Genomic DNA, 22,540 nt, shown 5'->3' on the forward strand with positions numbered 1-22,540 from the left:
AGTCAGGTGGAAAGAGAGTGAAGAGTATGGGACGTAAATGGAATAATATTAAGGAAAAGAAAGCTTCAAAGGATGCGAATACAAGCAGGATATATGCAAAATTTGGACGAGAGATTTATGTTGCTGCAAAACAGGGTGAACCAGATCCAGAGGGTAACCAGGCTTTAAAGGTCGTTCTGGAACGAGCAAAGACATATAGCGTTCCCAAGCATATTATCGATCGTGCCATTGAAAAGGCAAAAGGCGGTTCAGAGGAAAATTATGATGAGAATCGCTATGAAGGCTTTGGACCAAGTGGATCGATGGTAATTGTCGATACACTAACAAATAATGTTAATCGGACAGCATCTGAAGTTCGTTCTGCGTTTGGCAAAAACGACGGTAACATGGGTGTTAGCGGGTCTGTTGCCTATATGTTTGATCATGTTGCTGTCTTTGGTCTAGAAGGGCAAACAGAGAATGACGTGCTTGAATTATTAATGGAAGCTGATGTAGAGGTCCGTGACATTATGGAAGAAGATGGAACGATTATCGTGTACACGGTACCCGAGCAATTCCATGCAACTCAGGAAGCATTTAAAACGATTGGGATTACGGAATTCACAGTTGCGGAACTTATGATGCTGGCACAAAATGATCTTACCCTTTCCGCTGATGATCAGGAACAGTTTGAAAAAATGATTGAGGCGCTGGAAGACTTGGAAGATGTTCAACAGGTATACCATAACGTTGACTTAGATGATTGATAAAGTATAGTGAAAAGCCAACATTTACCTTTTGCAGGAAAATGTTGGCTTCTTTTCTACGCACCTAAGCATCCTTCCATACTTTCGCATACTTCTTCTGATACTTAGGATCCCCTTCTATCTTAATCAATTCCAATGCTAACCGTTTTATCTTTTCATCTTTAACCTCATTATATAAGTTTCGCAAATCTTGAATAATATCGAATCTGATTAATGTATAGTTCTTTTCGTCTTTACAATTCTTAAAACGATCATTTAAATGGTTGATCACCATCTCTTTTTGCTCCGGTCCAGCTAAACCTACTTTCCAAATCGATTGCAAAGCGTGCCTTGCCGTTACAAATTTCTCATCCTTGGTCACTTGCCAAAGGGCAGGGAAATTATTGATAATCCGTTTATCCGGATCACTTTTTGCAAGGCCTGATAGAAACTGAGCATATCGTGAACGCCTATGGTTATCAGCTGAAGACAGCCCTGCCACTAATTCATCCCATACCACATATGCCCAGTCCACCTCATGCTCAATTGCCTTAATGATATGATTAAAGGCCTCATATTGTTCGTTTTTATCTTTAGAATCAAGATTATCAAAATGAGTTTGAACTGTTTTATCCATAATATCCGTCCTTTTTATAATAACTGTTTAATTAAAATATATCATACAGAGATTAATTTGGCGTTTGATTCATCAGCTGCTATGAATATGTCAATACTAATGACAGGTATTAGGGATGATTATGAACTTTCTTTTAATAATATAATTGCTGACATAATAGTTTTTTTCAGATAAGATATTTAAATAATACCTTTAAAATTCCTCTTACATCAGGATGTCTACATATTTTTTCAGGAGGTTATCTACAGATGAAAAACATCATGGTCATTATCGGCTCCCTAGTTATTGCATTTGCCTTTAACTTTTTTCTAGTACCTTTTGAAATTCTTAGTAGTGGAATTAGTGGGATTGCCATTTTAGTCGGATTACTTACCCCATTTGATACTGGATTATTGAACTTTCTTTTTAATTTACCAATCCTTATTTTTGGCTATTTTAAGCTTGGAAAAGAAATTACAATCAATACACTAGTATGTGTTATCGCACTCTCTTTCTTCTTATACCTCTTGCCTGTAGTGAATGTAACAGACAATATCCTGTTATCAGCGATTTTTGGAGGGGTAATAAGCGGAATTGGAATAGGAACCATTATGAAGTTTTCCGGTACTTCAGGCGGTTTAGATATTATAGCTATTTTCATTTCCCGAACAAGTAATATGAGTGTTGGCCTCCTTCTTACTGGCATGAACGGCATTATTGTTCTTATTTCTGGTGCTATTTTCAGCTGGGACATCGCTTTATATACACTATTATCAATTTATTTAACAGGGAAAATGATTGACAAAGTCCACACGAACCATATTAAATTAACGATGCAGATTGTGACAACCAAGGGTGAGGCCATTCGTGAAGAATTGCTTCAATCTATATACCGGGGCATTACGATTACAGAAGGTTATGGTGGTTATACGAACGAGACTAAACAAATTATCATGATGGTCGTTACACGTTATGAAACATTGCATATTAAAAATGTTGTTCGTTCTCATGATGAAAAAGCGTTTATTAATATATTTGAAACAGTTGAAGTTGACGGTGAATTTGCTAGAAATTAAAGAAGGGATAGACTAGCCTATTCAATCAATTAAATTAGGGAGCACCAATCCTCACTCATCTTTTTGTATTTCTGGAAACTTGTAATAATTTAGTATGTTTATAATGAATATAGATAGATTACCTATTATTTTTCGCGAACCACCCTTTGCCACTAATTGCTGGCGCAGGGTGACTTTCTTTTTCCCTAGTATTGGAATTCCTTCTGTTTATAAAAATCCCCCATATCACAAAGAATAGTAATATCATCTCAATTAAGAGAACTTAATATAAACCCTATTTATTCAATATTTACTTTTATTAAATCGAAGAATGAAAGGAATTGTGCTTGAATATACTTGAAAGTAGGTTATAAAATGGAAAGTCAAAAAGAAAAAATGTTGGCTGGAGAAATGTATGACCCATCTGACCCTGTATTATTAAAGGAACGCGAGGAAGCGAGACTTAAAGTTAGAATATATAATCAAACTTTAGAAAGTGAAGGAGAAAGACGGACGAAGTTATTAAAGGGATTACTAGGATCAACTGGAGTAAACCTATCCATGGAGCCAAATATAAGATTTGATTATGGCTATAATACATTTGTCGGAGAAAACTTTTATGCAAACTTTGACTGCACCATTCTAGACGTATGCGAAGTGCGCTTTGGAGATAATTGTATGCTTGCTCCCGGTGTTCAAATCTATACAGCAACACATCCACTTCATCCAATTGAACGTAATTCTGGTAAAGAATATGCAAAACCGATTACCTTTGGAAACAACGTATGGATTGGAGGAAGTGCAATAATAAATCCAGGAGTAACGGTAGGAGATAATGTTGTTATTGCGTCAGGCGCTGTAGTTACTAAAGATGTACCGGATAACGTTGTAGTTGGCGGTAATCCAGCTAATATAATTAAGCAAATTGAAATATAAGCTATCCTTTTTATTTCGTAATATGGATTCACTTTATTCGAAATTTAGATTAAAAACCCTAATCAACTTCTATCATAACTTTACCGGCCCAAGTGAGAGTTCCTTACTTGGGTTGTTTTCCACTCCTTAATTAACTTTGGAGAGATGTTAAATTACACAACGAACTACCCATCCGAATATGGTAATTTCTCAAAAATCACCAATAACAAAGTTGCAATCGGTCCGAGAAATAGCGACGCAAGAAACCAGTTCAGTCCGCTTCGATTTTTCCCTTGTGCAATACCTGCATTAATCAAGGTTAGCGGGAAAAATATATTTACTATCATAATTTAACACAATAATCTGAATGTTTATAGTGTATAAAAGCCCTAATAAAAAGGCTCAGCGTCATAAAGACTGAGCCTTCTTCATTCAAATTTATTCTATATCTTTATTACATCGCTTCGTTCTTGATTCTCTAAGATCTTATGATCATAAATGCGTCCATTATCCAGAATAATTGCTGGACGTAATATATCATTTTTCTTTTCCTGACCCATCATAATTATTGGTAAATACTTCGATACCTCTTCACTAATTGATTTGGAAGCCGTTTTGTAAAAAATACTTGGCGTATGATCGACCGCATAATGAAGGACACCACCCACATAATATATCGGCTCTTCAATCGTTGTCGGTTTGCTCGTTTCAATTCCCATTCCCTCATCACAACTTATATCAATAATCATTGCATCTTGTTTCATTTTCTTTAAATCCTCTTTATAAATAACATGGTCTGTGCGAGTCACATCCCATGTAATTGCATTTACAAGCACATCGTACTTTCCTGCTTCTTTTCGAAATAAATCCTCTGTCCGCCTATCATAAACGGTTACTTCTGCACCTAGTCCAATTAATATTTTATATGCACCACGTGCCACATTCCCCCTACCTAAAACGGCAACTTTTGTATCATACGGCATTTTCCCATAACAGCTAAATGCATGCATGATTGCTGCTTCTCCGGCAATCTCGTTATTTCTCAAAAAGACATGTCTTCCTTCTTCATTCATATCTTCCCAAGCAATGCCAGTCAATCGTTTTGATAAAAAGGTATCGGTTAGTTTCTTATTTTGTACTGCATGAATCCAACCAAATACAATTTTTCCTTCTTGAAGGTTCTCAATATAGCCTGCATCCCCAGCTTTCGGGTCACAGATGATGTCTTGCTCTAAAACCTTCTCCCTGCTAACAACATGGACGCCTAGTTTGATTAACCTCTCATCCGATACAGCAAACGATGCACCATACCCTTTTTCAAAAAATAACTTGTCCTTATGATTCATTTTAGCAATATCTTGAAGTATCATTGCCTGTCTTAGTTCATTTTCTTTACTATTTAGTGGAAAACCTACTGTTCTAATCAAATAAATCCCTCCAATTATTTTCAAAGCAAAAATCCATATAGATTTTCTAACTTTCCATGCATGAGCTAGGATGAAAATGATTGCAGTTCTTACATTTAATTAAATCCTCCCATCATAAAATAACACCCTTGCTTGCAGAGCAAGCAGCGATATTACCGTAAAGTTCATCTTTTGGAGCAACCAATCAAGCTTTTGGGGGCTTGTATCAAGGATTGTAGCGGTGAAATGAAGAATTTGCGGAATAGGGCGATAATTAACTTCTTCTTATTTAGTATAACACACTTGGTGATTTCACGTTTTTATGTCATACTTATTGTTTTGTACAATATCTATATCGCGTTGGTGAATGGGAAATATATATTCTGGGACCAGGTTATGATTCCGATTAGTTGTCACCACACTCTTATTCCCTGAACACATATAAAAACTAGGTCAAGGTATGAGAGTTGTATCCCATTCCTTGACCTAGTTCTTTTAGGAAAAAAATATATAAAGCGGACCTGTGATACATTTGGCAGTTACAAATATCCCGTCATCACTTTTCAGCCTCAAATACTTTCAGCAACTTACCCTTCACTTTTGTATCCTTCATTGTTTTCAAAACCAACGGACCTTTGCCATTCAGTATTTCTACATACGTAGACGTATCCATGATTGTAATAATTCCTATATCACCAGCTTCTACGCCATCAATTTTAGCTATTGTCCCTACGAAATCAACCGCCCTAATTTTCTTTTTCTTTCCGCCATTAAAATAGAGCTTCATAATTTGTTTGTTTAATTGCTCACTTTTGGATTTTTTGACTTCCGGGTACATTTTCATTTTTTCCTGAAAAGCTGACCTGCTTCTGTGAACTTCCTCTTTGGAGGGCGGAGAAACTTTTGGGATTGTAAAACCAATATAGTCTTCAATCTCTCTTAAAAAGCGATTTTCATATGGTGTAACAAAGGTTAGAGCCTTTCCTTTTTGTCCTGCACGTCCTGTTCTTCCCGTACGATGAACATAGCTTTCCTTCTCTAATGGCAGGTCATAATTGATAACATGCGTGATGTTATCAATATCAATTCCTCTTGCAGCTACGTCTGTTGCAACTAAATAGCGGAATTCACCTTTTCTAAAGCGGTTCATAACGACAATCCGATCATCCTGTTCCATCCCACCATGGATTTTATCACTGCTATAACCTTTTCGTTTCAATTGATCTGACACAGTATCAACACGATCCTTCGTTCGGCAAAAAATAATACAACTATCTGGATTTTCAACAACAGTAATATCCGTAAGTCTCATAAATTTATCGTCTTCAGGAACTTCATAGAGTAAATGATCGATTCTCTCTGTCGTTAGTCCTGTTGCTTTAATCTCAATATCCGTAGGTGCTTTCATATACTTTCGGCTTAAGCTTTTCACAGCCTCAGGAAGAGTTGCCGAAAATAGCATTGTCACTCGATTCCCGGGCAACTCTTTTATAATGGCTTCTACTTGTTCGATGAATCCCATATTTAACATTTCATCAGCTTCATCAATAACGAGATAATCGATTTTATCTAGGACAAGTGTTCCTCTATCAATATGATCTGTCACCCGTCCTGGAGTTCCAACCACAACATGCGTTTTCTGCTTTAATTCCGTCTTTTGAATGGCAATAGGTTGCTTCCCATAAACTGCAGTTGCTTTTATACGCTTAAATCTGCCTATGTTTGTAAAATCCTCTTTTACTTGAACAGCCAGCTCTCTCGTTGGTGTGAGGATTAATGCCTGTGGTTTATTTTCCTTCCAATCGACCAATTCACAAATCGGAACCCCGAAGGATGCGGTCTTACCGCTTCCTGTTTGTGATTTTACTACAAGGTCCTTCTTATCCAACGCAAGCGGAATGACTTTACTTTGAACCTCTGTAGGATTTTTGTATTCCAATTCTGTTAAAGCCTTTATTATTTCATCACTTAATTTATAATCCTTAAAACGCTTCACGCTCATTATTTAGCCTCATTTTTTTAAGTATTTTCCCTTATTGTTTCCATGGGTATTATGACATTATACAAGTTATTATCATTAAAAAACCACTCTAATTGAATCTCTTTCCTTTATATTAACAAAGAAGGTCAGCCTCTGAATACATATTGCGAACCTATGATACATTTGTAATTCACTTCCTATATCAATCCTAAACTGTCAATCAGCAAATATATTCCAGTAAAAAGTAAAATAATATAGGCAAATTTGCGAAACGTATGTTGGTTAATACGTTCAAATAATAGCTGTCCTATGTATAAGCCTAATAATACCAATGGTAAAGCAATTATACTTGAGGTCCAGACTGTTTTATTCGTTCCCGCAAAGATTACTTGGATGATTAAACTTACAAAATAAATAAACAAATAAAATGCAAGTGTTGTCCCACGTAATTTTTCCTTTTGTGTATCCGTTCCTGAAAAGTATAATAGTAAGGGTGGACCTGGCATGCCTATACTCGTTGTGAGGGAACCGGAGAGGCCGCCTACAACCAGGTCTCTCTTCCAACTCTGTTTTATTCTGAACCTAAGTATCAGCATACAAGTTAAAGCCAGAATGATAATACTAACAATCAGTTTCAGCTTATTTATATCTATCAATAAGAAGATAATGATACCAATTAGAAGGCCGACAGAACTCCCAACTATTAACCTTTTAAGGATGCCAAAATCAACATCCTTTCTTACTTTTTTTATTAAAGCAGTGGATATAACCAATGATAAAGCTAAGTTAATCTGTATTGCCTCTACCGGCTCAAATAGCAAAAGAAGAAAAGGAGTGGCCAAAATCGAAAAACCAAAACCAGTACTCGTTTGGAGAATAGAAGCAACCAATATAATCATCATAAACAATACTATTTCCATACAACACCTGCTCTCAAAACTGAAACCCAGTTTTAGAACTTCTTTTAACCTCAACTACTCTCAATCAATTTTTAATTACGAATCCATCATTGTCAAGATAACCCTATCGCCAGCTTGTACACCTATGCTTTCGAATCTCATAGTGAAAAGTCAGACGGTTGGTATTTTTTTAAACAATCTAATATCCTTATTAAAGGAGATGATATGATGTCAGATTGGCTTACAAGTTTAAAAACAGACACACCTCAACAAGGGTTTGAGCTTGCTATCATGCTAGCTAGAAATGCTGTAGCATATACACAGCCATCCCCAGAAATTAGGGAGAGGTTAAGGTATATTTATGCAGAAAACGCCGACAGTTTAATAGCCACTTCACATGTTGTAGCAACACACTTCCAAACGGTTGCTGCCGCAAATAATTATTGGAAGTAAACAATTCTTTTATCAAGCCTTCTGCATAACAACACGAATATATCGTTGAACAAGAGTGGTTTAATCGTTAACCACTCTTGTTTAAAAGTTAATAAAATAATAAAGCCATTTTTCCCGAGTTGATTTATAAATGACGTGGATTAAAATGATTTATGACATTTAAATATATTCGGTGGATAAGTTGAATAAATACGATTAGCCATGCAGCTATTGCAATAAACACCATAAACTTAGGAATCACTATTAAAAACGGAACCTCTAAAGCCTTAGATAACTGGAGTGTACTAGTCGTATACATGGCTAACGGGAACACCATACCCCAAAATTGCGGGTCATATGTTAATGGATAGCGATGGTAAATATGGCGCCAGATCATAAAAATAAATAATAATGGGATCCACCATGTACCAGTGATCCAGAAAAATAATGTAAATCCTTTTAAAAAGGGCGTTATTTCCTGGAGCAAGGGCCAATATTCAGCATGTAATATAAGTGTCGACCCTGCCAATGTAGTAATGGCAACTGCCCCCATATTAATCCAATAGGGAGGAGTAAGCGCATCATGTTTTAGCTCTACAAACGTAAATCTGTAAAAAATAAGTGTAATGATATTCAGATATAACATACAACCCAAAAAGAACATACATAATGTAAAAAACAAGATGACAATCCGCCCACTTTCTACATATGGTATCAAAAGCGTCCCTAATACGGAAATGGATTGAGTTGCTACAGCAGCAATTAACCACGCCCCATTAATACCTTCTGCGATGGTAGGCTTATTCTTTCGCACTGTTACAGCTGTGAAAAAGGTATACATGACCACTATCCAAAGAAGAATTGCTAGTATCCATAAAACAAAAGCTATTGAGTAATTATTGGCAACAATGGTTACTTGGCTGCCAAATACACTAGTCCCAGCGATTAATGTAAAAAAACCTGGTCCAAGTGTATGACTTGTTATATCTTTTTTTATTTTTGGAAAAAAGAAAAACAACCGGGTAAGCGTAAGTATCCATAAACTGATATAAGAAATTACATTGATCCATAATAAAACATTGGAAATAAATTCTTCACCAAGTAAAAAATCCTATCGATAATGCACCTGTAGCCATGACGAGTGCAAAGTAACCTGAGAAGAGATTCTCAGATTGCTTTTTTAAAAAGCTAAACATATTGCCCATCCCCTAATGTTCACATACTAAAATGATTCGATACCTATTATATCAGATTAGCTGTTCACTAGGATATTTAGCTATTTCCACCCTATCATCACTCTCTATACCTCACGGATTAGATTAGAAGGCTCCAAAATCAATACCATTCAGCTGATAAGTCAAAACTGTCAGCAATAGCAAGTATCCAGCCATCAGCCAATACAGATCATACTTTGGCTTATCCATATGTGCAAGGAAAAGATAAATATGAATAACGCCGTATAGCATTAGTGCAAACACATATGTAATTACGAATAGATCTACCATTAAAAATCCAAAGAATAAAATTACAAGGCCAAAAATAACGGTAAAAGGAATGTTTACAATCGCATATTTCGTTAACAATTCACGATGGGACATTTTTCGATTTCCTAAATAGGCTAGGAAAATGTATAATGATGCATATCCAATGGCAAATGTCACAATCCATGAAAGAGTATTTGTAATAACAAATATAATTCCAATATCCATAAACATGCTTAATAGACTATCAAATCCAAATTTATAAAAAAGAAAACTACAAAGACCGATGATCAACGAAAGCAATACCAGTATTAAAACACTTGTTTCAATACTTACGGTATGATTTGAATTCACCACAGAGTGCGGTCTAATAACAGCATCTTTCAAAATCCCCTTCGCCTCATTCAAAATTTTACCGAAATTAAAGTTTATTTTATTGTCCTTTTTAACAGAGTCCGATTTGATTTCAACACTATTCACAATCTCCTGCATACTTGCTTCTTCCGTATTAGGTTTTTCCTGATTCAAATCTTTATCCACTCTTCCACCCCATTAATTCTTTTTTTAAAACTTAACTCTTCGTTTTTCAATGATTCATTGATAACTATGTTTGCTGTAATAAAACTAGAGTCCGCTACTTTCCTCTCTCCTTCAAAGTAACCCCACATATTGGTATTACTATCATAAACACCTAACTCAACCTGCACTGTTCGATAACACTTGATAACAACACGTCAATAATGACCTGGCTTCCGTATTTTTCCTGTGTAATTGATACACTTCATATCACATCATTTAACTTTATAAATCACAATAGTTTTCTACCAATACCGTCCACTCTCAGCTGCTTTGTTAGGCTAAAAATCTTGCTAACCGTTCAATGTTTATTTATCAAAAAAAAACACCCTCATCATGCTTGGCCTGCATATGAGGGATTATCTACCATCTAAACTTATGGATGCTCTTAATTCTTAATCTCTGCCCCACCGAGTATCGTAAGACAATTAAGTTTCAATACGACAACTTCTTCATTTTCTCTATGGTTCCTTGTCTTATCTTCCCAACCACCTAATATTGGGACACCAGATATGTCAACTTGAACATTCTCTGGAACAATGATGCTCACCCCACCCAAGACAGAAGTGAAGTCTAGCGAAGCTCCCTCAGCAATGACCGCACCACGAAGGTCTATTTCCGCACCTCCGAGTATCGTCATCACACTTCCACCTTGAAAGTTTTTCGATTGACTCTTAATTTCTGCACCTGAAAAAAGGACAAATGTATTAAGACTCTCACCTGTATGAGATGGACTTCCACGTTTGACACGGGTAAAAATAATAAAAATACCAATAAAAATAAAAATAAGCGGCCATAAATAAGAGAGTAAATTCAAATCAAACCATTGATTTACGAAAAAAAAGACACCAATTAATAAAAATACGAAACCTGGGAATGCAGTAGAATGTGTACGATTAATTAACTGAATAATACCGATAATAATTAATAGAAGCGGCCACCAAGCAGACAATAATTGCCCTAAGTCAATGATATCAGCTTGATGCAAAAGAAATCCAGAACCAAACAAAAGAAAAAACAGACCTAACCAGACTCTTCCAGACATGGATATCCACCCCTAAGATCATTTAGATGATGATTGAGAAAATTTTTAATGAAGTAATTATTATTTATTAGAAATGCTGAATTTCATACTAATTATACTATTCAGGTAATTAAGCTGTATGTCAATTAGTTTTGTTAAGACTTTCTTTAACGATAAAATAAAAAAAGACGAGTAACTAATGTTACTAGTCTTTTCTTATTGTTTAAATAGCACCGGGTGTTTATCACACGAGTTGATGTTCACCGATGAAATCCTTTAAAATATCGCTTAAGTTCGGACCGTCCAGTTCATCTAAATCATAGTATACACGTGTACTCGGTTTGTTTATTGAAATGACACGATTTAAATCGATTGGTGTCCCAATAATCACGGCATCACAGTCAGCATTATTAATCGTCTCTTCAAGATCTTTCAATTGCTTTTCACCGTAACCCATCGCTGGAAGGACGTTTTCAACATGTTTGTATTTATTGAATGTATCTGCTAGTGTACCGACTGCAAATGGACGTGGGTCAATGATTTCTGCAGCACCCAAACGTTCTGCTGCAACTGTACCTGCTCCAAGTTTCATCTCTCCATGTGTAAGTGTCGGACCATCTTCAACGACTAAGACACGTTTCCCAGCAATAAGTTCCGGATGATCGACTGTAATCGTTGACTCCGCTTTTATAATCGTGCTATTTGGACTTGCGGATTTTATATTATTTTCTACAATTTGCACAGCTTCCTCTGCTGCACTATCTACTTTGTTAATAATGGCAACATCGGTTGTTCTTAAGCATACTTCACCAGGATAGTATTTCAGCTCATGTCCTGGGCGATGTGGATCCAAAACGGTAACAGCTAGATCAGGCTCGAAAAATGAAAAGTCATTATTCCCCCCGTCCCATAAAATAACGTCACAGCCATCTGGGTCATTTTCAGCTGCTGTCAAAATATCTGCATAATCTACGCCAGCATATACAATATTTCCACGTGACACATGCGGTTCATATTCTTCCATTTCTTCGATTGTACAATGATGTTTCTTTAAATCCTCAACTGTCGCAAAGCGCTGAACGCGTTGTGCGTTTAAATCTCCGTAAGGCATCGGATGTCTCACTGCAATGACTTTTAAATCATGCTGTAGTAATGTTTCAATAATTTTCCTTGATGTTTGGCTTTTTCCGGTTCCAGTCCGCACCGCGCAAACAGAAATAACAGGCTTATTGCTTTTTAACATCGTGCTGTTTGGACCTAGCAATGTAAAATTAGCACCAGCTGCATTCACTATCGCTCCAACGCCCATTACCTCTTCATAACTAATATCACTAAACGCAAAAACACATTCATTTACATGTAACTCTTTAATCAACTCTGGTAACCCGTCCTGTGAATAAATCGGGATCCCATTTGGATAGAATTCGCCCGCCAGTTCACTTGGATATTTACGCCCATCGATATCTGGAATCTGTGCTGCTGTAAAAGCAACAACATTATATGCCTCATTATCGCGATAATACGTATTAAAATTGTGGAAATCTCTTCCTGCCGCACCTATTATTATTATATTTTTTCTCTCCATAGCACTCTCTCCTATAATTACAATGAATATTATAATTATAACCCAAAATGTATATTTATACAATAATATTTTTAAAAATTGAGATATTATATTAGGATTATAGGTTAATAATTATGATATTCTTTCAACCTATAAACGGTTTCTCCTATACAAAAAGGACAATCAAATATGAATCTGATTGTCCTAGTACCTTTAGGTTTGCTTCGATGAATCTTTACCAATGTCCAGCAGCCCATGGTATGATTGAATAATGAACCATTAAAAGAAGATAAACTAACAAAATAACAACTTGGCATGACGCTATGGAGAGTCAGACCATTCATAACTTAGAAAAATCGTGGATATAAAATTTATCTACCAACAAAATGAGCCTTCCTATTCTCGACAAATGCAGTCATGGCTTCTTTTCGATCTTCTGTCGCAAAGACACCATCAAAAAATGCGCCTTCAACCGTTAAGGCTGACTCAGGATCCATATTAGATCCTGTACGTACAGCTGATTTAAGCAATCTTAATGCAACAGGTGCTTTCTGTGCTAACTTTTCAGCCCATGCTTTTGTTGTGGACAACAGTTCTTGCGGGGCAACGACTTTGTTTACAATCTGTAATTGATAGGCTCTGTCAGCAGCGATTGCCTCCCCAAAATACAATAATTCGTTTGCGACGCCTTGCCCAACTACTTTTTGGATGCGTTGTGTACCACCACCTCCTGGTATAACTCCTAAATTGATTTCAGGAAAAGAAAATTGAGCTTTTTCAGAGGCAATACGCAGATCGCACGATAAAGCCAGTTCAAAGCCGCCACCAAATGCCACTCCATTAATTGCAGCGATTACGGGTTTGTTCAAATTTTCAATTTTTGAAAAAGCAATTCTTGTAATCTTAGTTAAATCCATCATTCCAACTGTATCCATTTCTAAGATTTCATTAATATCTGCTCCAGCTACAAATGCTTCATCACCAGCACCGGTGAGCACAATCACATGAACGTTGTGGTTTTCCTCCAATTCGCCCATTAATTGGGTGATTTCTTGATAGACCTGTGTATTCAATTTATTCCCAGGCGCATTACTTATTGTTACAACAGCTACTTTATTTTCGATATCACTTAGTAAATATTGATAATCCATTTTTTCCCCTCCTAAGTATTATTTGTTGTATTAATTATACTAAGATTACCATATGTTTGTAATTATATTTAGATAATTTACACATTTTTTAAACTTAGGCGATAAAAATTGATATTAGACCTTTCTTATAATTCAAATCTTTGTACTTTTAAATAGATAGGCAGTATACTAGTATATAGAAAAATGTTTTTACCTAATGTACCCACTTAAATGTAAGCGGAAACATTGGAATGCTTTTAACCAATAAAAATGGGAGGCAATACATTATGATTTATGCAAATCCAAATACTGATGGAGCCCTTATTCATTTTAAAGAAAGATATGACAACTTTATCGGTGGCAAATGGGTTTCACCGATTAAAGGTGAATACTTTGATAATAAAACGCCGGTAACTGGTGAAGTCTTTACAAAAGCTGCCCGTTCTTCGGAGGAAGATATTGAATTAGCATTGGATGCTGCATATGCTGCAAAAGATGCTTGGGGGAAAACGTCTGCAGCTGAACGCGCACGAGTCTTAAATAAAATTGCTGATCGTTTAGAAGAAAACTTAGAAACTCTTGCCGTAGCAGAAACTTGGGATAATGGGAAAGCGGTTCGCGAAACACTAAATGCTGATATTCCATTAGCAATCGATCACTTCCGTTATTTTGCTAGTATCATTCGCGCTCAAGAAGGCCGTACTACGCAACTAGACAATGATACCGTTGCATATCACTTCCAGGAGCCACTTGGGGTTGTCGGGCAAATTATTCCATGGAACTTCCCAATTTTAATGGCTTCATGGAAACTTGCACCAGCACTAGCTGCAGGTAATTGCATTGTATTGAAGCCTGCTGAACAAACACCAGCATCGATTATGGTTCTTGTGGAGTTAATTGAAGACTTGCTTCCTGCAGGTGTACTTAATATTGTTAATGGTTACGGTGTTGAAGTCGGTAAGCCACTTGCTACGAACCCGCGTATTGCTAAAATTGCTTTCACTGGTTCCACTGCGGTTGGTCGCCAAATTATGCAATACGCAACAGAAAACATCATTCCGGTAACACTTGAACTTGGTGGTAAATCACCAAACGTATTTTTTGAGGATGTGATGGACAAAGACGATGAATATCTGGATAAAGCAATTGAAGGTTTCGTCATGTTCGCATTAAACTCTGGTGAAGTTTGTACTGCCCCATCTCGTGCCTTAGTCCAAGAATCCATTTACGATAAATTCATGGAACGTGCATTAGAAAGAGTAAAAGCCATCAGAGTAGGTAACCCATTAGATACTGAAGTGATGATGGGTGCTCAAGCATCTACGCAACAACAGGAGAAAATCCTTTCTTATATCAAGCTAGGTAATGAAGAAGGAGCGGAATGTTTAATTGGTGGCGGTGAAAACCATCTTGGTGGCGATTTGGAAAATGGTAACTACATTCAACCAACAATATTTAAAGGTAATAACAAAATGCGTATCTTCCAGGAAGAGATCTTTGGACCAGTACTCGCTCTTACAACATTCAAAGACTTTGATGAAGCAATCGAAATCGCAAATGATACTCTTTATGGCCTAGGTGCCGGCGTATGGTCGCGTATTGGTGATACCGCTTATCGTGCCGGACGTGCTATTCAAGCTGGTCGTGTATGGACGAATACTTACCATAAATACCCTGCTGGTGCTGCATTCGGTGGCTATAAATTATCGGGTGTCGGACGTGAAAATCATGCGATGATGCTAGACCATTACCAACAAACGAAAAACTTATTAGTAAGTTACGATAAAAACCCTCAAGGATTCTTCTAAACTGAAAGGAGAATTTTGCCCATGACCGAGCGTGTTGTTGCAACCGATGAAGCATTAAGTTTAATAGAATTAATTAAAAATCGACACGGGTCCATCCTATTTTACCAATCTGGCGGCTGTTGTGATGGTTTTGCGCCAATGTGTTATCGGGCAGATGACTTTAAGGTTGGTGGTGCTGACGTCAATCTTGGCTCAATAGGCGGAACACCCTTCTATATGCATAGAAGCCAATATGAGTATTGGAAGCAAACAAAATTAATATTGGATGCTTCAGATGGACAAGGGCCGGAGTTTTCACTTGATAGTGTGGAGGAGAAGCATTTTATTTTTGCGTACTCGCCTGCTTAACAATGGAAAGAATGTGAGTTCTTTAAGCAAAAGTTCGTGACAATAACTTCTTACAGCTGTTTAAACTAAGAAAACAATTGTGACAATAAATAATTTCTTTATAAATAAAGGGATGTCTTAAGAGTCATGTTACATGGCTCTTAAGACATCCCTTTTCTCTTTATATTTTCACACTTACAGCCAGCTAAGGATATGAATAAAACAACTAAATCTTTTCAAACTGCGCTACTATTTCGAAAACAGCCAATGTATATGCGGTAACTGAAACGATTAGAATATCTAATTTTATAGCTAATAGCTTTTAACCAGAGGACCTTCAAGATATCCATAACATTCGCGAAGGAACAGTTATTTCTGCTTTGACCATCCAAGAGTTAATAAATAATTTTAGTAGCTCTCCATTACCTAAAAAGTCTTGAAGTAGCGAATTTATTATGTAGAAAGTTCTATTTATCAAGAATAAACAGCTATTTGGAAAACTTTTTTCTTCATCTGCACAAAACTAATTTCCCGAGTATCACAAAATAAATAACCTAACTTTAATAAAGGAATAAATAACAGCCACCTAAAAAAAGTGGTTGCTATTTATTCCTTTCGGTTTTACCCTCACTTATGGTACGGTTCCCCTCGAATAATCCGAAAACCCCGATAAACCTGCTCCAACAAAATAAGCCTCATCACTTGATGTGGAAATGTCATCTTAGAAAAGGACAGCGCTATATCACTTCGCTTCTGTACGTCTTCACTTATGCCCAATGAACCACCGATCACAAAGGCAAGTTTGCTTTTCCCATAGGTTGCGAGCTCATCCATCTTGGCGGCAAGCTGCTCTGAGCTCAACATCTTCCCATTAATCTCCAGCGTTATAACGTATGTATCGTCATTAATATGAGAAAGAATGCGTTCTCCTTCTTTCCTTTTAACTTCCTGCATTTGGGCTTCACTCATATTTTCTGGTGCCTTTTCATCGGCAACTTCGATAATATCCACCTTTGCATAGGCAGTTAGCCGCTTCATATATTCCTGAATGCCTTGCTTTAAATATTTCTCCTTTAATTTTCCGACTGAAACGATAGTTATCTTCATAAGTTTATCAATCCTTTGCATATTCCATTTTCATAAAGCTTGGCAAAAATCCCATCTATCAAATGACAAATGGGATTTTTTATATATTATTTAATTATCTGTACCTGCTTAATCGACCTACCCTCAACCTCTAAAATCCTAAATGTAAGGTTTTCCCATTCAATGACATCGCCATCTTTAGGAAACTCATTAAATTCCTTTAAGAGAAACCCTGCAAGAACGTCTTCTTCTTCAGGTATATCGGTGTTGAAAATGGAATTCAACCGATGGAGGGTGATCTTACCATCACAAACAATTTCAGTTTCTGTAAGATTTTCGACGAGGGCATCCGTATCGATGTCCATTTCGTCCTCTATTTCCAAACCAATCATTGCTTCAATAATATCTTCGTGCGTCAAGATACCTTCTGTTCCACCATATTCATCCAACACGATTGCCATATGTTTTTTCTCTTTTGTCATCTTGCGGAAGACGTATTCAATCGAGTGGAATTCATATACTGTCAATGGATCTGTATCACTGTAGTACTTAAGTGACTTTCCAATTTCAACAGTCCAGGCAATCAGGTATTTAGAATGGAAAACACCTACAATATTATCAATATCATCTTCGTAGATCGGATACCTTGTAAATGGATTTTGAAGAACCGTGTCTCTCACTTCTTCATAAGTTGCCGTACTAGGAAGTGAAACAATTTCTACACGTGGTGTGTTAAGTACGTCCTTTACATTCATATTATAAAAATCGAGGACCCCTTTGATACGGTTGGATTCATCATCTTTAAATGTGCCTTCTGAGTCAGCAATATCTACAATTGCTCTTAGTTCTTCCTTGGAAATCGATGTATTGTTTGGTTGGCCCTTGGAAAGTGCCTTTGTAATCAATCCCGTTAATCCATTTAGGAATATCGTAATCGGTTTCAATATTGTTACAACAATTTTAATGATCGGATAAACGAGATATGAAATCCGATCTGGAAAACTCGCTGCAATGGACTTTGGGATTACCTCAGAAAATATAATAATCGCAACTGTTAAAACAGCGGAAGCTATGGCGACATTCCATCCGTATTCAAGTGCCAACATGGTAACAAGTGTTGGCAGTAATATATTGGAAATATTATTTCCAATTAATATGGCCGTAATAAACTCACTTGGCTTTGAAACCAGGTCTAAAATTTTCCTGGCTTTTTCATCATTATTGTTGGCCTTTGATTGAAGTCTCATTTTATTTGTAGCTGTTAATGCTGTTTCACTTCCAGAAAAGAAGAATGAAACAAATAGTAATACGATGATCGCAATGATCACGAGTAAATTCCTCCCCTTACATATACACAAAATAGTTGAGTTAACTATAACTTATTTATCTCTAATAAAAAAGTATTATGTCTCTGTATCTGATTACATTTGCAACTTTTTTCATTCTAAAATTGGCATCATGGTGTATTTGATTACTCCATAATCCGAAATATAAGTATGTTTACAGTAAGTATCCAAAAAGCAACCTACAGAAAAGCACTTTCATGATGTGAAAGTGACTTTCTTAATTTTTTAGGATAGATTCTCGATAAATACCCGAATGACATCAATGCCACCTATTAATGTGCCTAAAGAGCTTCCTAAGTTTGCAAAAATGACGACAAGCAATACCCGAGTAACTTTATTTCTCCAAAATCCCTTTACGGTGTGTACGTCATCCGATAAGCTTTCAAAGTCGCCGACATTTGGCTTCTTAATATAGGCTTGTGCAAATCCAGCGAACCAGCCCGCAGCAAGCAGTGGATTCAATGACGTTATTGGCGCTGCCACAAATGCAGTTACGATTGCTAGTGGATGTGCAAGTGCTACGATTGCTCCGATTGCTGACATAGAACCATTCCATAGTACCCAGCTAATAGTTTGTTGTAGACCTGCAGAGGGATTCATATAGAATGTATAAGCAATAATGGCAAGAATTAAAACTGGAATTGTCCATCCAATAACTTTTGGAGCTTTAGATTTTTTTGGACGTTGCGTAAGCCGCTTTAAATCATGTTCTCTATGGATTTCCTTTGTTATTCCTGGAACATGTGCTGCACCAAGGATCGCTACAACTTTTTCTCCAGGTGCATTCTTTATTTTCTGTGAGAGGTACTGGTCCCGCTCATCAATAAGTGGCGTTTTTAATTTAGGAAAGTGATCCGTAAATTCTTGAAGCATCGCGTTAATCGTATCCTGCTCTTTCATCTTTTCCAATTCATCTTCAGATATCTTATCATTGCTGAAGATACTGCCAATTACTTGCATTAAGAGCATTGTTTTGCCTTTCAATCCAATATTTCCCCATATACGGGAGAAAGTGACTTGAATATCTCTGTCAGCCAAAACCAACTCAGCATTATTTTCCTTCGCTGACTCTATACCTTGAATCATTTCCTGTCCAGCATTAATACCAAACTGTTTCGCCATCCGTTTCTGGAAGGATGATATTGCCAAGTTCATCAATAATAGTGTTGCTTTTTTGCCTTTTATTATTTCAAAAATATCGGTATCCTTCCATTTATTACCTTCTGAAATAGATTGATACCGTCCCTCATCAAGTTCAATACAAACAGAATCCGGCTGTTCTGCCTCGATAACTTCTTTTACTTGCTCTGCACTATGCTTGGAAACATGTGCTGTTCCAATCAGGATATACTCTTTATTATTCATATGTAATCGGGTAATATTTTCTTCGGTCATAGTTAAACCTTCCTTTATAAACTACATCAGTATTCTTATTCTAATACAAGCTATCTTAATCATAAACTAGAATGGCATAAAATAGAAATTAAATTTTAAAATACAGCGAGGAATTGGATACTAATATGGAAGACGTGCCAGAATAAAACCCCTTAATAGGCTAATGGACAATGAGATTGAACAGGGAGTTACTTAAACATAATGGAGCAAGCGATGACCGTTAGCTATTGATTGGAACACCACTGCTGGATGATAGTCATGCACTGCATACTCTTGTTGCTCTGATACAAGTCTCATTACTTCACCAGAAGCACGTTCTGAATCCCAAGGGGTTAATACTAGTTCGATTTCTTCTCCACCTACCGTCTCTTCTCCTTCTGTCCATTTATTTACTTTATCTTGATTCTCTTCTACCCAATTATTTGCTGCTTCCTCAAAGTTACGTCTAATAATATAAACTATATAATCATAGAAATACTCATTTTTATTCCGTATTATGTAAAATAATGATTAAGAATAAACTTTTAATTTGCAAGTAAAAAGGGATTTTGGGCGGGTCACGGAAATGGCCATAAAAAGACAAAAGCTACTTATTTTTGCAGACTACTTTTATGGTATGATGATTTAAATTGAAATCAAAAAGATTTGAATAGGTGGGATAATCCATGTTCATCTATGAAGTGGATGAGAATGTAAAATTAAAACAATTGAAACTGCAGGATGCGAATGAGCTATTTGAATTAACCGATTATGCTCGCGATTACCTTCGTGAGTGGTTGCCATGGATAGACACGACCATCAAGCCTGAAGATACATTGGCTTTTATTGATCAAACATTAAAAGCCGCTGAATTTAAAACTGGTTTTACTACCGGGATTTTCTTTAAAGAGAAATTAGTTGGAGTGATTGGTTTTAATCAATTGGACTGGGCAAACAATATTGGTTATATCGGTTATTGGCTTTCCCCAGATTACCAAGGGCGCGGCATCATGACAAATGCTGTTAAAGCACTAATCGACTATGCCTTCTCTCAGTTAAAGCTCAACCGGGTGGACATTCGGGCAGCATATGAAAACAAGAAAAGCAGGTCGATACCCGAACGTCTTGGTTTCAGTAAAGAAGGGCAAATCAGACAGGCAGAATGGTTGTCTGATCATTTTGTAGATCATGTTGTGTATGGCATGCTCGCAAGTGATTGGTACAGATTTTAATTTGGAGATGGTAATTTTCCCTTAAGCGAAGAAACGGATAAGTAACAGGAGCTACTGATCCGTTTCTTCAAAGGTTATATTTATCAGTTCATCTGTCTCCATATCATATTCAATGTCAATAATGACTCCAAACTCTCTACTTTCTTCCTTTAACCATAACTTAAACTTCTCTACCGCTCTAGCATCAGGAGTTGTTTCTTTACCAATATGCAGATAATCAATCACTTTCGCTTTCGGGTACTTTGATTTCGTTTCCTTTACAGCAAGTTGCCCCCACTTCGCATAGGATGGAATCCCTTCCTCTGTTTGCGCTGTTACATTGTTTTGATTTTGTACAGATGTGAAGGTATTCGAGACAAGGATCAGTACAATAGCAATAGCGATAGATAAATAAATTTTTCTCAAGTTTTCAACCTCCTTTAGCTACGTCCAGCTACAGCGCTTAAACGTATTGAACTTCCCTAACCTCTGTACCGATAAGTCATCATCGGCTCGATCGGGCTCATACGTCGCTAATTGCGCACTTCCGCTTTTGTTATTAGGATGTGTAAATCGAGCAATTTTATTAAATCCAACAACAATTAAACCTCCTCATTTATTTTGAGGAGGTTTAACATTTCCCGGGAAATATCGACAAATGATGGGAAATTTGTCGAATACTTCTTTTTGCAATTTGATGCCATTTTGTTAATTTTCTAACATATCAACAGGCTTATTAACAGAAATAGGGGATAACTCTCCTAATTTAATGAAAGTATCCTGAATACTTAAAAGTTACCCACAGAAGTTATTTATAAATTATGGTGTAACAGTTCCAGAGCCCCGCGCAATTCGACAACCGATACTTGTCCCGGTGCAGACGCTTGCCCTACAGCACCGAATGTTAATGCGGAACCGAAGACCTCTCCAGCTAAACGACTGATCACGCCTTGTCCGGACATGGACATCGTAATAATTGGACGATCAGCATGTTCCTCCTTCATAATTCTTGTCGCATCCATTAATGTCAGTACATCTTTAGGGCATGTCGGCATAACGGCAATCTTCGGTATGTCTCCACCTAATTCCTGTGCCCGTTTCAACCTCGAAATAATCTCCTTCTTTTCAGGTGTTTGATGAAAATCATGGTTGGAAATAATTACAAACGTCTGATGTTGATGCGCTGTTTCAATTAATGCCCGTATATCTTTCTCTTCATTAAACAATTCCACATCAATCAGATCAACCTTGCCCGTTTCGGAAATGATCCGATTTAATTCCATATAGTAGCTGTAGCTTATCTCTTTTTCCCCACCTTCTTTAGCACTGCGGAAGGTGAAGATAAGGGGAGCTTCAGGTAAAATATCGCGAATTGCATCCAATGCTACCTTCACTTTCTCTATATCTTCTACTTGTTCGAAAAAGTCAACACGCCATTCCAGGACATCATACTCTACCTGCTTTAGAAAAATTACTTCTTTTTTTAATTGTTCAAGTGTTTTACTGACCAGTGGCACACAAATCTTCGGTATTCCTTCCCCAATGACAACATCTTTAACCTTAACAGTATGATTCATTATTTGA

General features: G+C 36.7%; 23 protein-coding genes. 7 read left to right on the forward strand and 16 right to left on the reverse strand.

Translation table 11 applies throughout. The features are described 5' to 3' along the window. The first annotated feature begins 26 nt into the window (after positions 1-26). The gene (locus BV906_RS12280; protein ID WP_087974078.1) at positions 27-746 is read left to right on the forward strand and encodes a YebC/PmpR family DNA-binding transcriptional regulator; all 720 of its coding nucleotides are present in this window, start codon (positions 27-29) and stop codon (positions 744-746) included. Between the two features lie 64 nt (positions 747-810). Here the strand turns inward: BV906_RS12280 and BV906_RS12285 are convergent, their stop codons facing one another. Beyond that, on the reverse strand, positions 811-1,362 hold the full coding sequence (locus BV906_RS12285) for a hypothetical protein (protein ID WP_087973846.1): 552 nt from the start codon (positions 1,360-1,362) through the stop codon (positions 811-813). Between the two features lie 248 nt (positions 1,363-1,610). On the opposite strand from BV906_RS12285, the gene BV906_RS12290 reads away from it, so the two are divergent. Continuing rightward, entirely contained in the window at positions 1,611-2,417 is an 807-nt protein-coding gene (locus BV906_RS12290) for a YitT family protein (protein WP_087973848.1), read from the forward strand. A gap of 354 nt (positions 2,418-2,771) precedes the next feature. Beyond that, positions 2,772-3,332, forward strand: a complete 561-nt coding sequence (locus tag BV906_RS12295) for a sugar O-acetyltransferase (protein WP_087973850.1) — start codon at positions 2,772-2,774, stop codon at positions 3,330-3,332. 164 nt (positions 3,333-3,496) lie between these two features. On the opposite strand, the gene BV906_RS19500 is transcribed toward BV906_RS12295, so the two are convergent. From BV906_RS19500 to BV906_RS12310, 4 genes are all read right to left on the reverse strand, one after another. Continuing rightward, entirely contained in the window at positions 3,497-3,658 is a 162-nt protein-coding gene (locus tag BV906_RS19500; protein WP_176330339.1) for a hypothetical protein, read from the reverse strand. A gap of 96 nt (positions 3,659-3,754) precedes the next feature. Next, a complete protein-coding gene (locus BV906_RS12300; RefSeq protein ID WP_087973852.1) occupies positions 3,755-4,738 on the reverse strand; it encodes a N(5)-(carboxyethyl)ornithine synthase in 984 nt (327 codons plus the stop codon). Positions 4,739-5,273: 535 nt separating this feature from the next. Further along, positions 5,274-6,719 (reverse strand): DEAD/DEAH box helicase, encoded by a 1,446-nt coding sequence (locus BV906_RS12305; protein WP_087973854.1) that lies wholly within the window; start codon positions 6,717-6,719, stop codon positions 5,274-5,276. 176 nt (positions 6,720-6,895) lie between these two features. Next, a complete protein-coding gene (locus BV906_RS12310; RefSeq protein ID WP_087973856.1) occupies positions 6,896-7,618 on the reverse strand; it encodes a sulfite exporter TauE/SafE family protein in 723 nt (240 codons plus the stop codon). A 207-nt stretch (positions 7,619-7,825) separates the two neighbouring features. On the opposite strand from BV906_RS12310, the gene BV906_RS12315 reads away from it, so the two are divergent. Next, a complete protein-coding gene (locus BV906_RS12315) occupies positions 7,826-8,050 on the forward strand; it encodes a hexameric tyrosine-coordinated heme protein (RefSeq protein ID WP_176330340.1) in 225 nt (74 codons plus the stop codon). 124 nt (positions 8,051-8,174) lie between these two features. On the opposite strand, the gene BV906_RS12320 is transcribed toward BV906_RS12315, so the two are convergent. The 6 genes from BV906_RS12320 to BV906_RS12345 all read right to left on the reverse strand — a co-directional run bounded on the left by BV906_RS12320 (position 8,175) and on the right by BV906_RS12345 (position 13,825). Beyond that, positions 8,175-9,116, reverse strand: coding sequence for a tellurite resistance/C4-dicarboxylate transporter family protein (locus BV906_RS12320; RefSeq protein ID WP_342744387.1), 942 nt, complete (start codon positions 9,114-9,116; stop codon positions 8,175-8,177). A gap of 232 nt (positions 9,117-9,348) precedes the next feature. Beyond that, positions 9,349-10,050 carry an SND2/TMEM208 family protein gene (locus BV906_RS12325; RefSeq protein ID WP_087973859.1) on the reverse strand — a complete coding sequence of 234 codons (702 nt, stop codon included), beginning with the start codon at positions 10,048-10,050 and terminating at the stop codon, positions 9,349-9,351. Then, positions 10,035-10,217 (reverse strand): hypothetical protein, encoded by a 183-nt coding sequence (locus BV906_RS19505; protein WP_087973860.1) that lies wholly within the window; start codon positions 10,215-10,217, stop codon positions 10,035-10,037. Before BV906_RS19505 ends, BV906_RS12325 begins: the two co-directional genes overlap by 16 nt. Positions 10,218-10,474: 257 nt before the next feature. Further along, positions 10,475-11,131 carry a LiaF transmembrane domain-containing protein gene (locus tag BV906_RS12335; protein ID WP_087973862.1) on the reverse strand — a complete coding sequence of 219 codons (657 nt, stop codon included), beginning with the start codon at positions 11,129-11,131 and terminating at the stop codon, positions 10,475-10,477. A gap of 223 nt (positions 11,132-11,354) precedes the next feature. Next, entirely contained in the window at positions 11,355-12,695 is a 1,341-nt protein-coding gene (locus BV906_RS12340; RefSeq protein ID WP_087973863.1) for a cyclic 2,3-diphosphoglycerate synthase, read from the reverse strand. 350 nt (positions 12,696-13,045) lie between these two features. Beyond that, entirely contained in the window at positions 13,046-13,825 is a 780-nt protein-coding gene (locus BV906_RS12345) for an enoyl-CoA hydratase/isomerase family protein (RefSeq protein ID WP_087973864.1), read from the reverse strand. Between the two features lie 266 nt (positions 13,826-14,091). On the opposite strand from BV906_RS12345, the gene exaC reads away from it, so the two are divergent. Further along, positions 14,092-15,612: an acetaldehyde dehydrogenase ExaC gene (exaC, locus tag BV906_RS12350; RefSeq protein ID WP_087973866.1), complete on the forward strand. Its 1,521-nt coding sequence runs from the start codon at positions 14,092-14,094 to the stop codon at positions 15,610-15,612. Between the two features lie 21 nt (positions 15,613-15,633). Further along, positions 15,634-15,960 (forward strand): DUF779 domain-containing protein, encoded by a 327-nt coding sequence (locus BV906_RS12355; protein WP_087973868.1) that lies wholly within the window; start codon positions 15,634-15,636, stop codon positions 15,958-15,960. Between the two features lie 606 nt (positions 15,961-16,566). Here the strand turns inward: BV906_RS12355 and rlmH are convergent. The 3 genes from rlmH to BV906_RS12370 form a co-directional block, all read right to left on the reverse strand. Then, positions 16,567-17,046, reverse strand: a complete 480-nt coding sequence (gene rlmH / locus BV906_RS12360; protein ID WP_087973869.1) for a 23S rRNA (pseudouridine(1915)-N(3))-methyltransferase RlmH — start codon at positions 17,044-17,046, stop codon at positions 16,567-16,569. A gap of 86 nt (positions 17,047-17,132) precedes the next feature. Continuing rightward, a complete protein-coding gene (locus BV906_RS12365) occupies positions 17,133-18,353 on the reverse strand; it encodes a hemolysin family protein (RefSeq protein WP_087973871.1) in 1,221 nt (406 codons plus the stop codon). 243 nt (positions 18,354-18,596) lie between these two features. After that, complete coding sequence (locus BV906_RS12370) at positions 18,597-19,766, reverse strand: TraB/GumN family protein (RefSeq protein ID WP_087973873.1); 1,170 nt, start codon at positions 19,764-19,766, stop codon at positions 18,597-18,599. Between the two features lie 665 nt (positions 19,767-20,431). Here BV906_RS12370 and BV906_RS12375 point away from each other — a divergent pair. Then, complete coding sequence (locus BV906_RS12375) at positions 20,432-20,977, forward strand: GNAT family N-acetyltransferase (protein ID WP_087973874.1); 546 nt, start codon at positions 20,432-20,434, stop codon at positions 20,975-20,977. A gap of 51 nt (positions 20,978-21,028) precedes the next feature. Here the strand turns inward: BV906_RS12375 and BV906_RS12380 are convergent, their stop codons facing one another. Next, positions 21,029-21,382, reverse strand: a complete 354-nt coding sequence (locus BV906_RS12380; RefSeq protein ID WP_087973876.1) for a DUF3889 domain-containing protein — start codon at positions 21,380-21,382, stop codon at positions 21,029-21,031. Positions 21,383-21,768: 386 nt separating this feature from the next. Beyond that, positions 21,769-22,533 carry a type I 3-dehydroquinate dehydratase gene (gene aroD / locus BV906_RS12385; RefSeq protein WP_087973877.1) on the reverse strand — a complete coding sequence of 255 codons (765 nt, stop codon included), beginning with the start codon at positions 22,531-22,533 and terminating at the stop codon, positions 21,769-21,771. Between the last annotated feature and the right edge of the window lie 7 nt (positions 22,534-22,540).

It is taken from the genome of Oceanobacillus rekensis, from assembly GCF_002153375.1.
Classification (GTDB): Bacteria; Bacillota; Bacilli; order Bacillales; family Amphibacillaceae; genus Oceanobacillus; species Oceanobacillus rekensis.

Coding starts and splice junctions, on each gene's coding strand:
- BV906_RS12310 (WP_087973856.1), bottom strand. CDS start 7,618: ATGGAAATAGTATTGTTTATGATGATTATATTGGTTGCTTCTATTCTC.
- BV906_RS12315 (WP_176330340.1), top strand. CDS start 7,826: ATGTCAGATTGGCTTACAAGTTTAAAAACAGACACACCTCAACAAGGG.
- BV906_RS19500 (WP_176330339.1), bottom strand. CDS start 3,658: ATGATAGTAAATATATTTTTCCCGCTAACCTTGATTAATGCAGGTATT.
- BV906_RS12340 (WP_087973863.1), bottom strand. CDS start 12,695: ATGGAGAGAAAAAATATAATAATAATAGGTGCGGCAGGAAGAGATTTC.
- BV906_RS12375 (WP_087973874.1), top strand. CDS start 20,432: ATGTTCATCTATGAAGTGGATGAGAATGTAAAATTAAAACAATTGAAA.
- BV906_RS12280 (WP_087974078.1), top strand. CDS start 27: ATGGGACGTAAATGGAATAATATTAAGGAAAAGAAAGCTTCAAAGGAT.
- BV906_RS12295 (WP_087973850.1), top strand. CDS start 2,772: ATGGAAAGTCAAAAAGAAAAAATGTTGGCTGGAGAAATGTATGACCCA.
- exaC (WP_087973866.1), top strand. CDS start 14,092: ATGATTTATGCAAATCCAAATACTGATGGAGCCCTTATTCATTTTAAA.
- rlmH (WP_087973869.1), bottom strand. CDS start 17,046: ATGAAGATAACTATCGTTTCAGTCGGAAAATTAAAGGAGAAATATTTA.
- BV906_RS12305 (WP_087973854.1), bottom strand. CDS start 6,719: ATGAGCGTGAAGCGTTTTAAGGATTATAAATTAAGTGATGAAATAATA.
- BV906_RS12285 (WP_087973846.1), bottom strand. CDS start 1,362: ATGGATAAAACAGTTCAAACTCATTTTGATAATCTTGATTCTAAAGAT.
- BV906_RS12370 (WP_087973873.1), bottom strand. CDS start 19,766: ATGACCGAAGAAAATATTACCCGATTACATATGAATAATAAAGAGTAT.
- BV906_RS12345 (WP_087973864.1), bottom strand. CDS start 13,825: ATGGATTATCAATATTTACTAAGTGATATCGAAAATAAAGTAGCTGTT.
- aroD (WP_087973877.1), bottom strand. CDS start 22,533: ATGAATCATACTGTTAAGGTTAAAGATGTTGTCATTGGGGAAGGAATA.
- BV906_RS12290 (WP_087973848.1), top strand. CDS start 1,611: ATGAAAAACATCATGGTCATTATCGGCTCCCTAGTTATTGCATTTGCC.
- BV906_RS12355 (WP_087973868.1), top strand. CDS start 15,634: ATGACCGAGCGTGTTGTTGCAACCGATGAAGCATTAAGTTTAATAGAA.
- BV906_RS12335 (WP_087973862.1), bottom strand. CDS start 11,131: ATGTCTGGAAGAGTCTGGTTAGGTCTGTTTTTTCTTTTGTTTGGTTCT.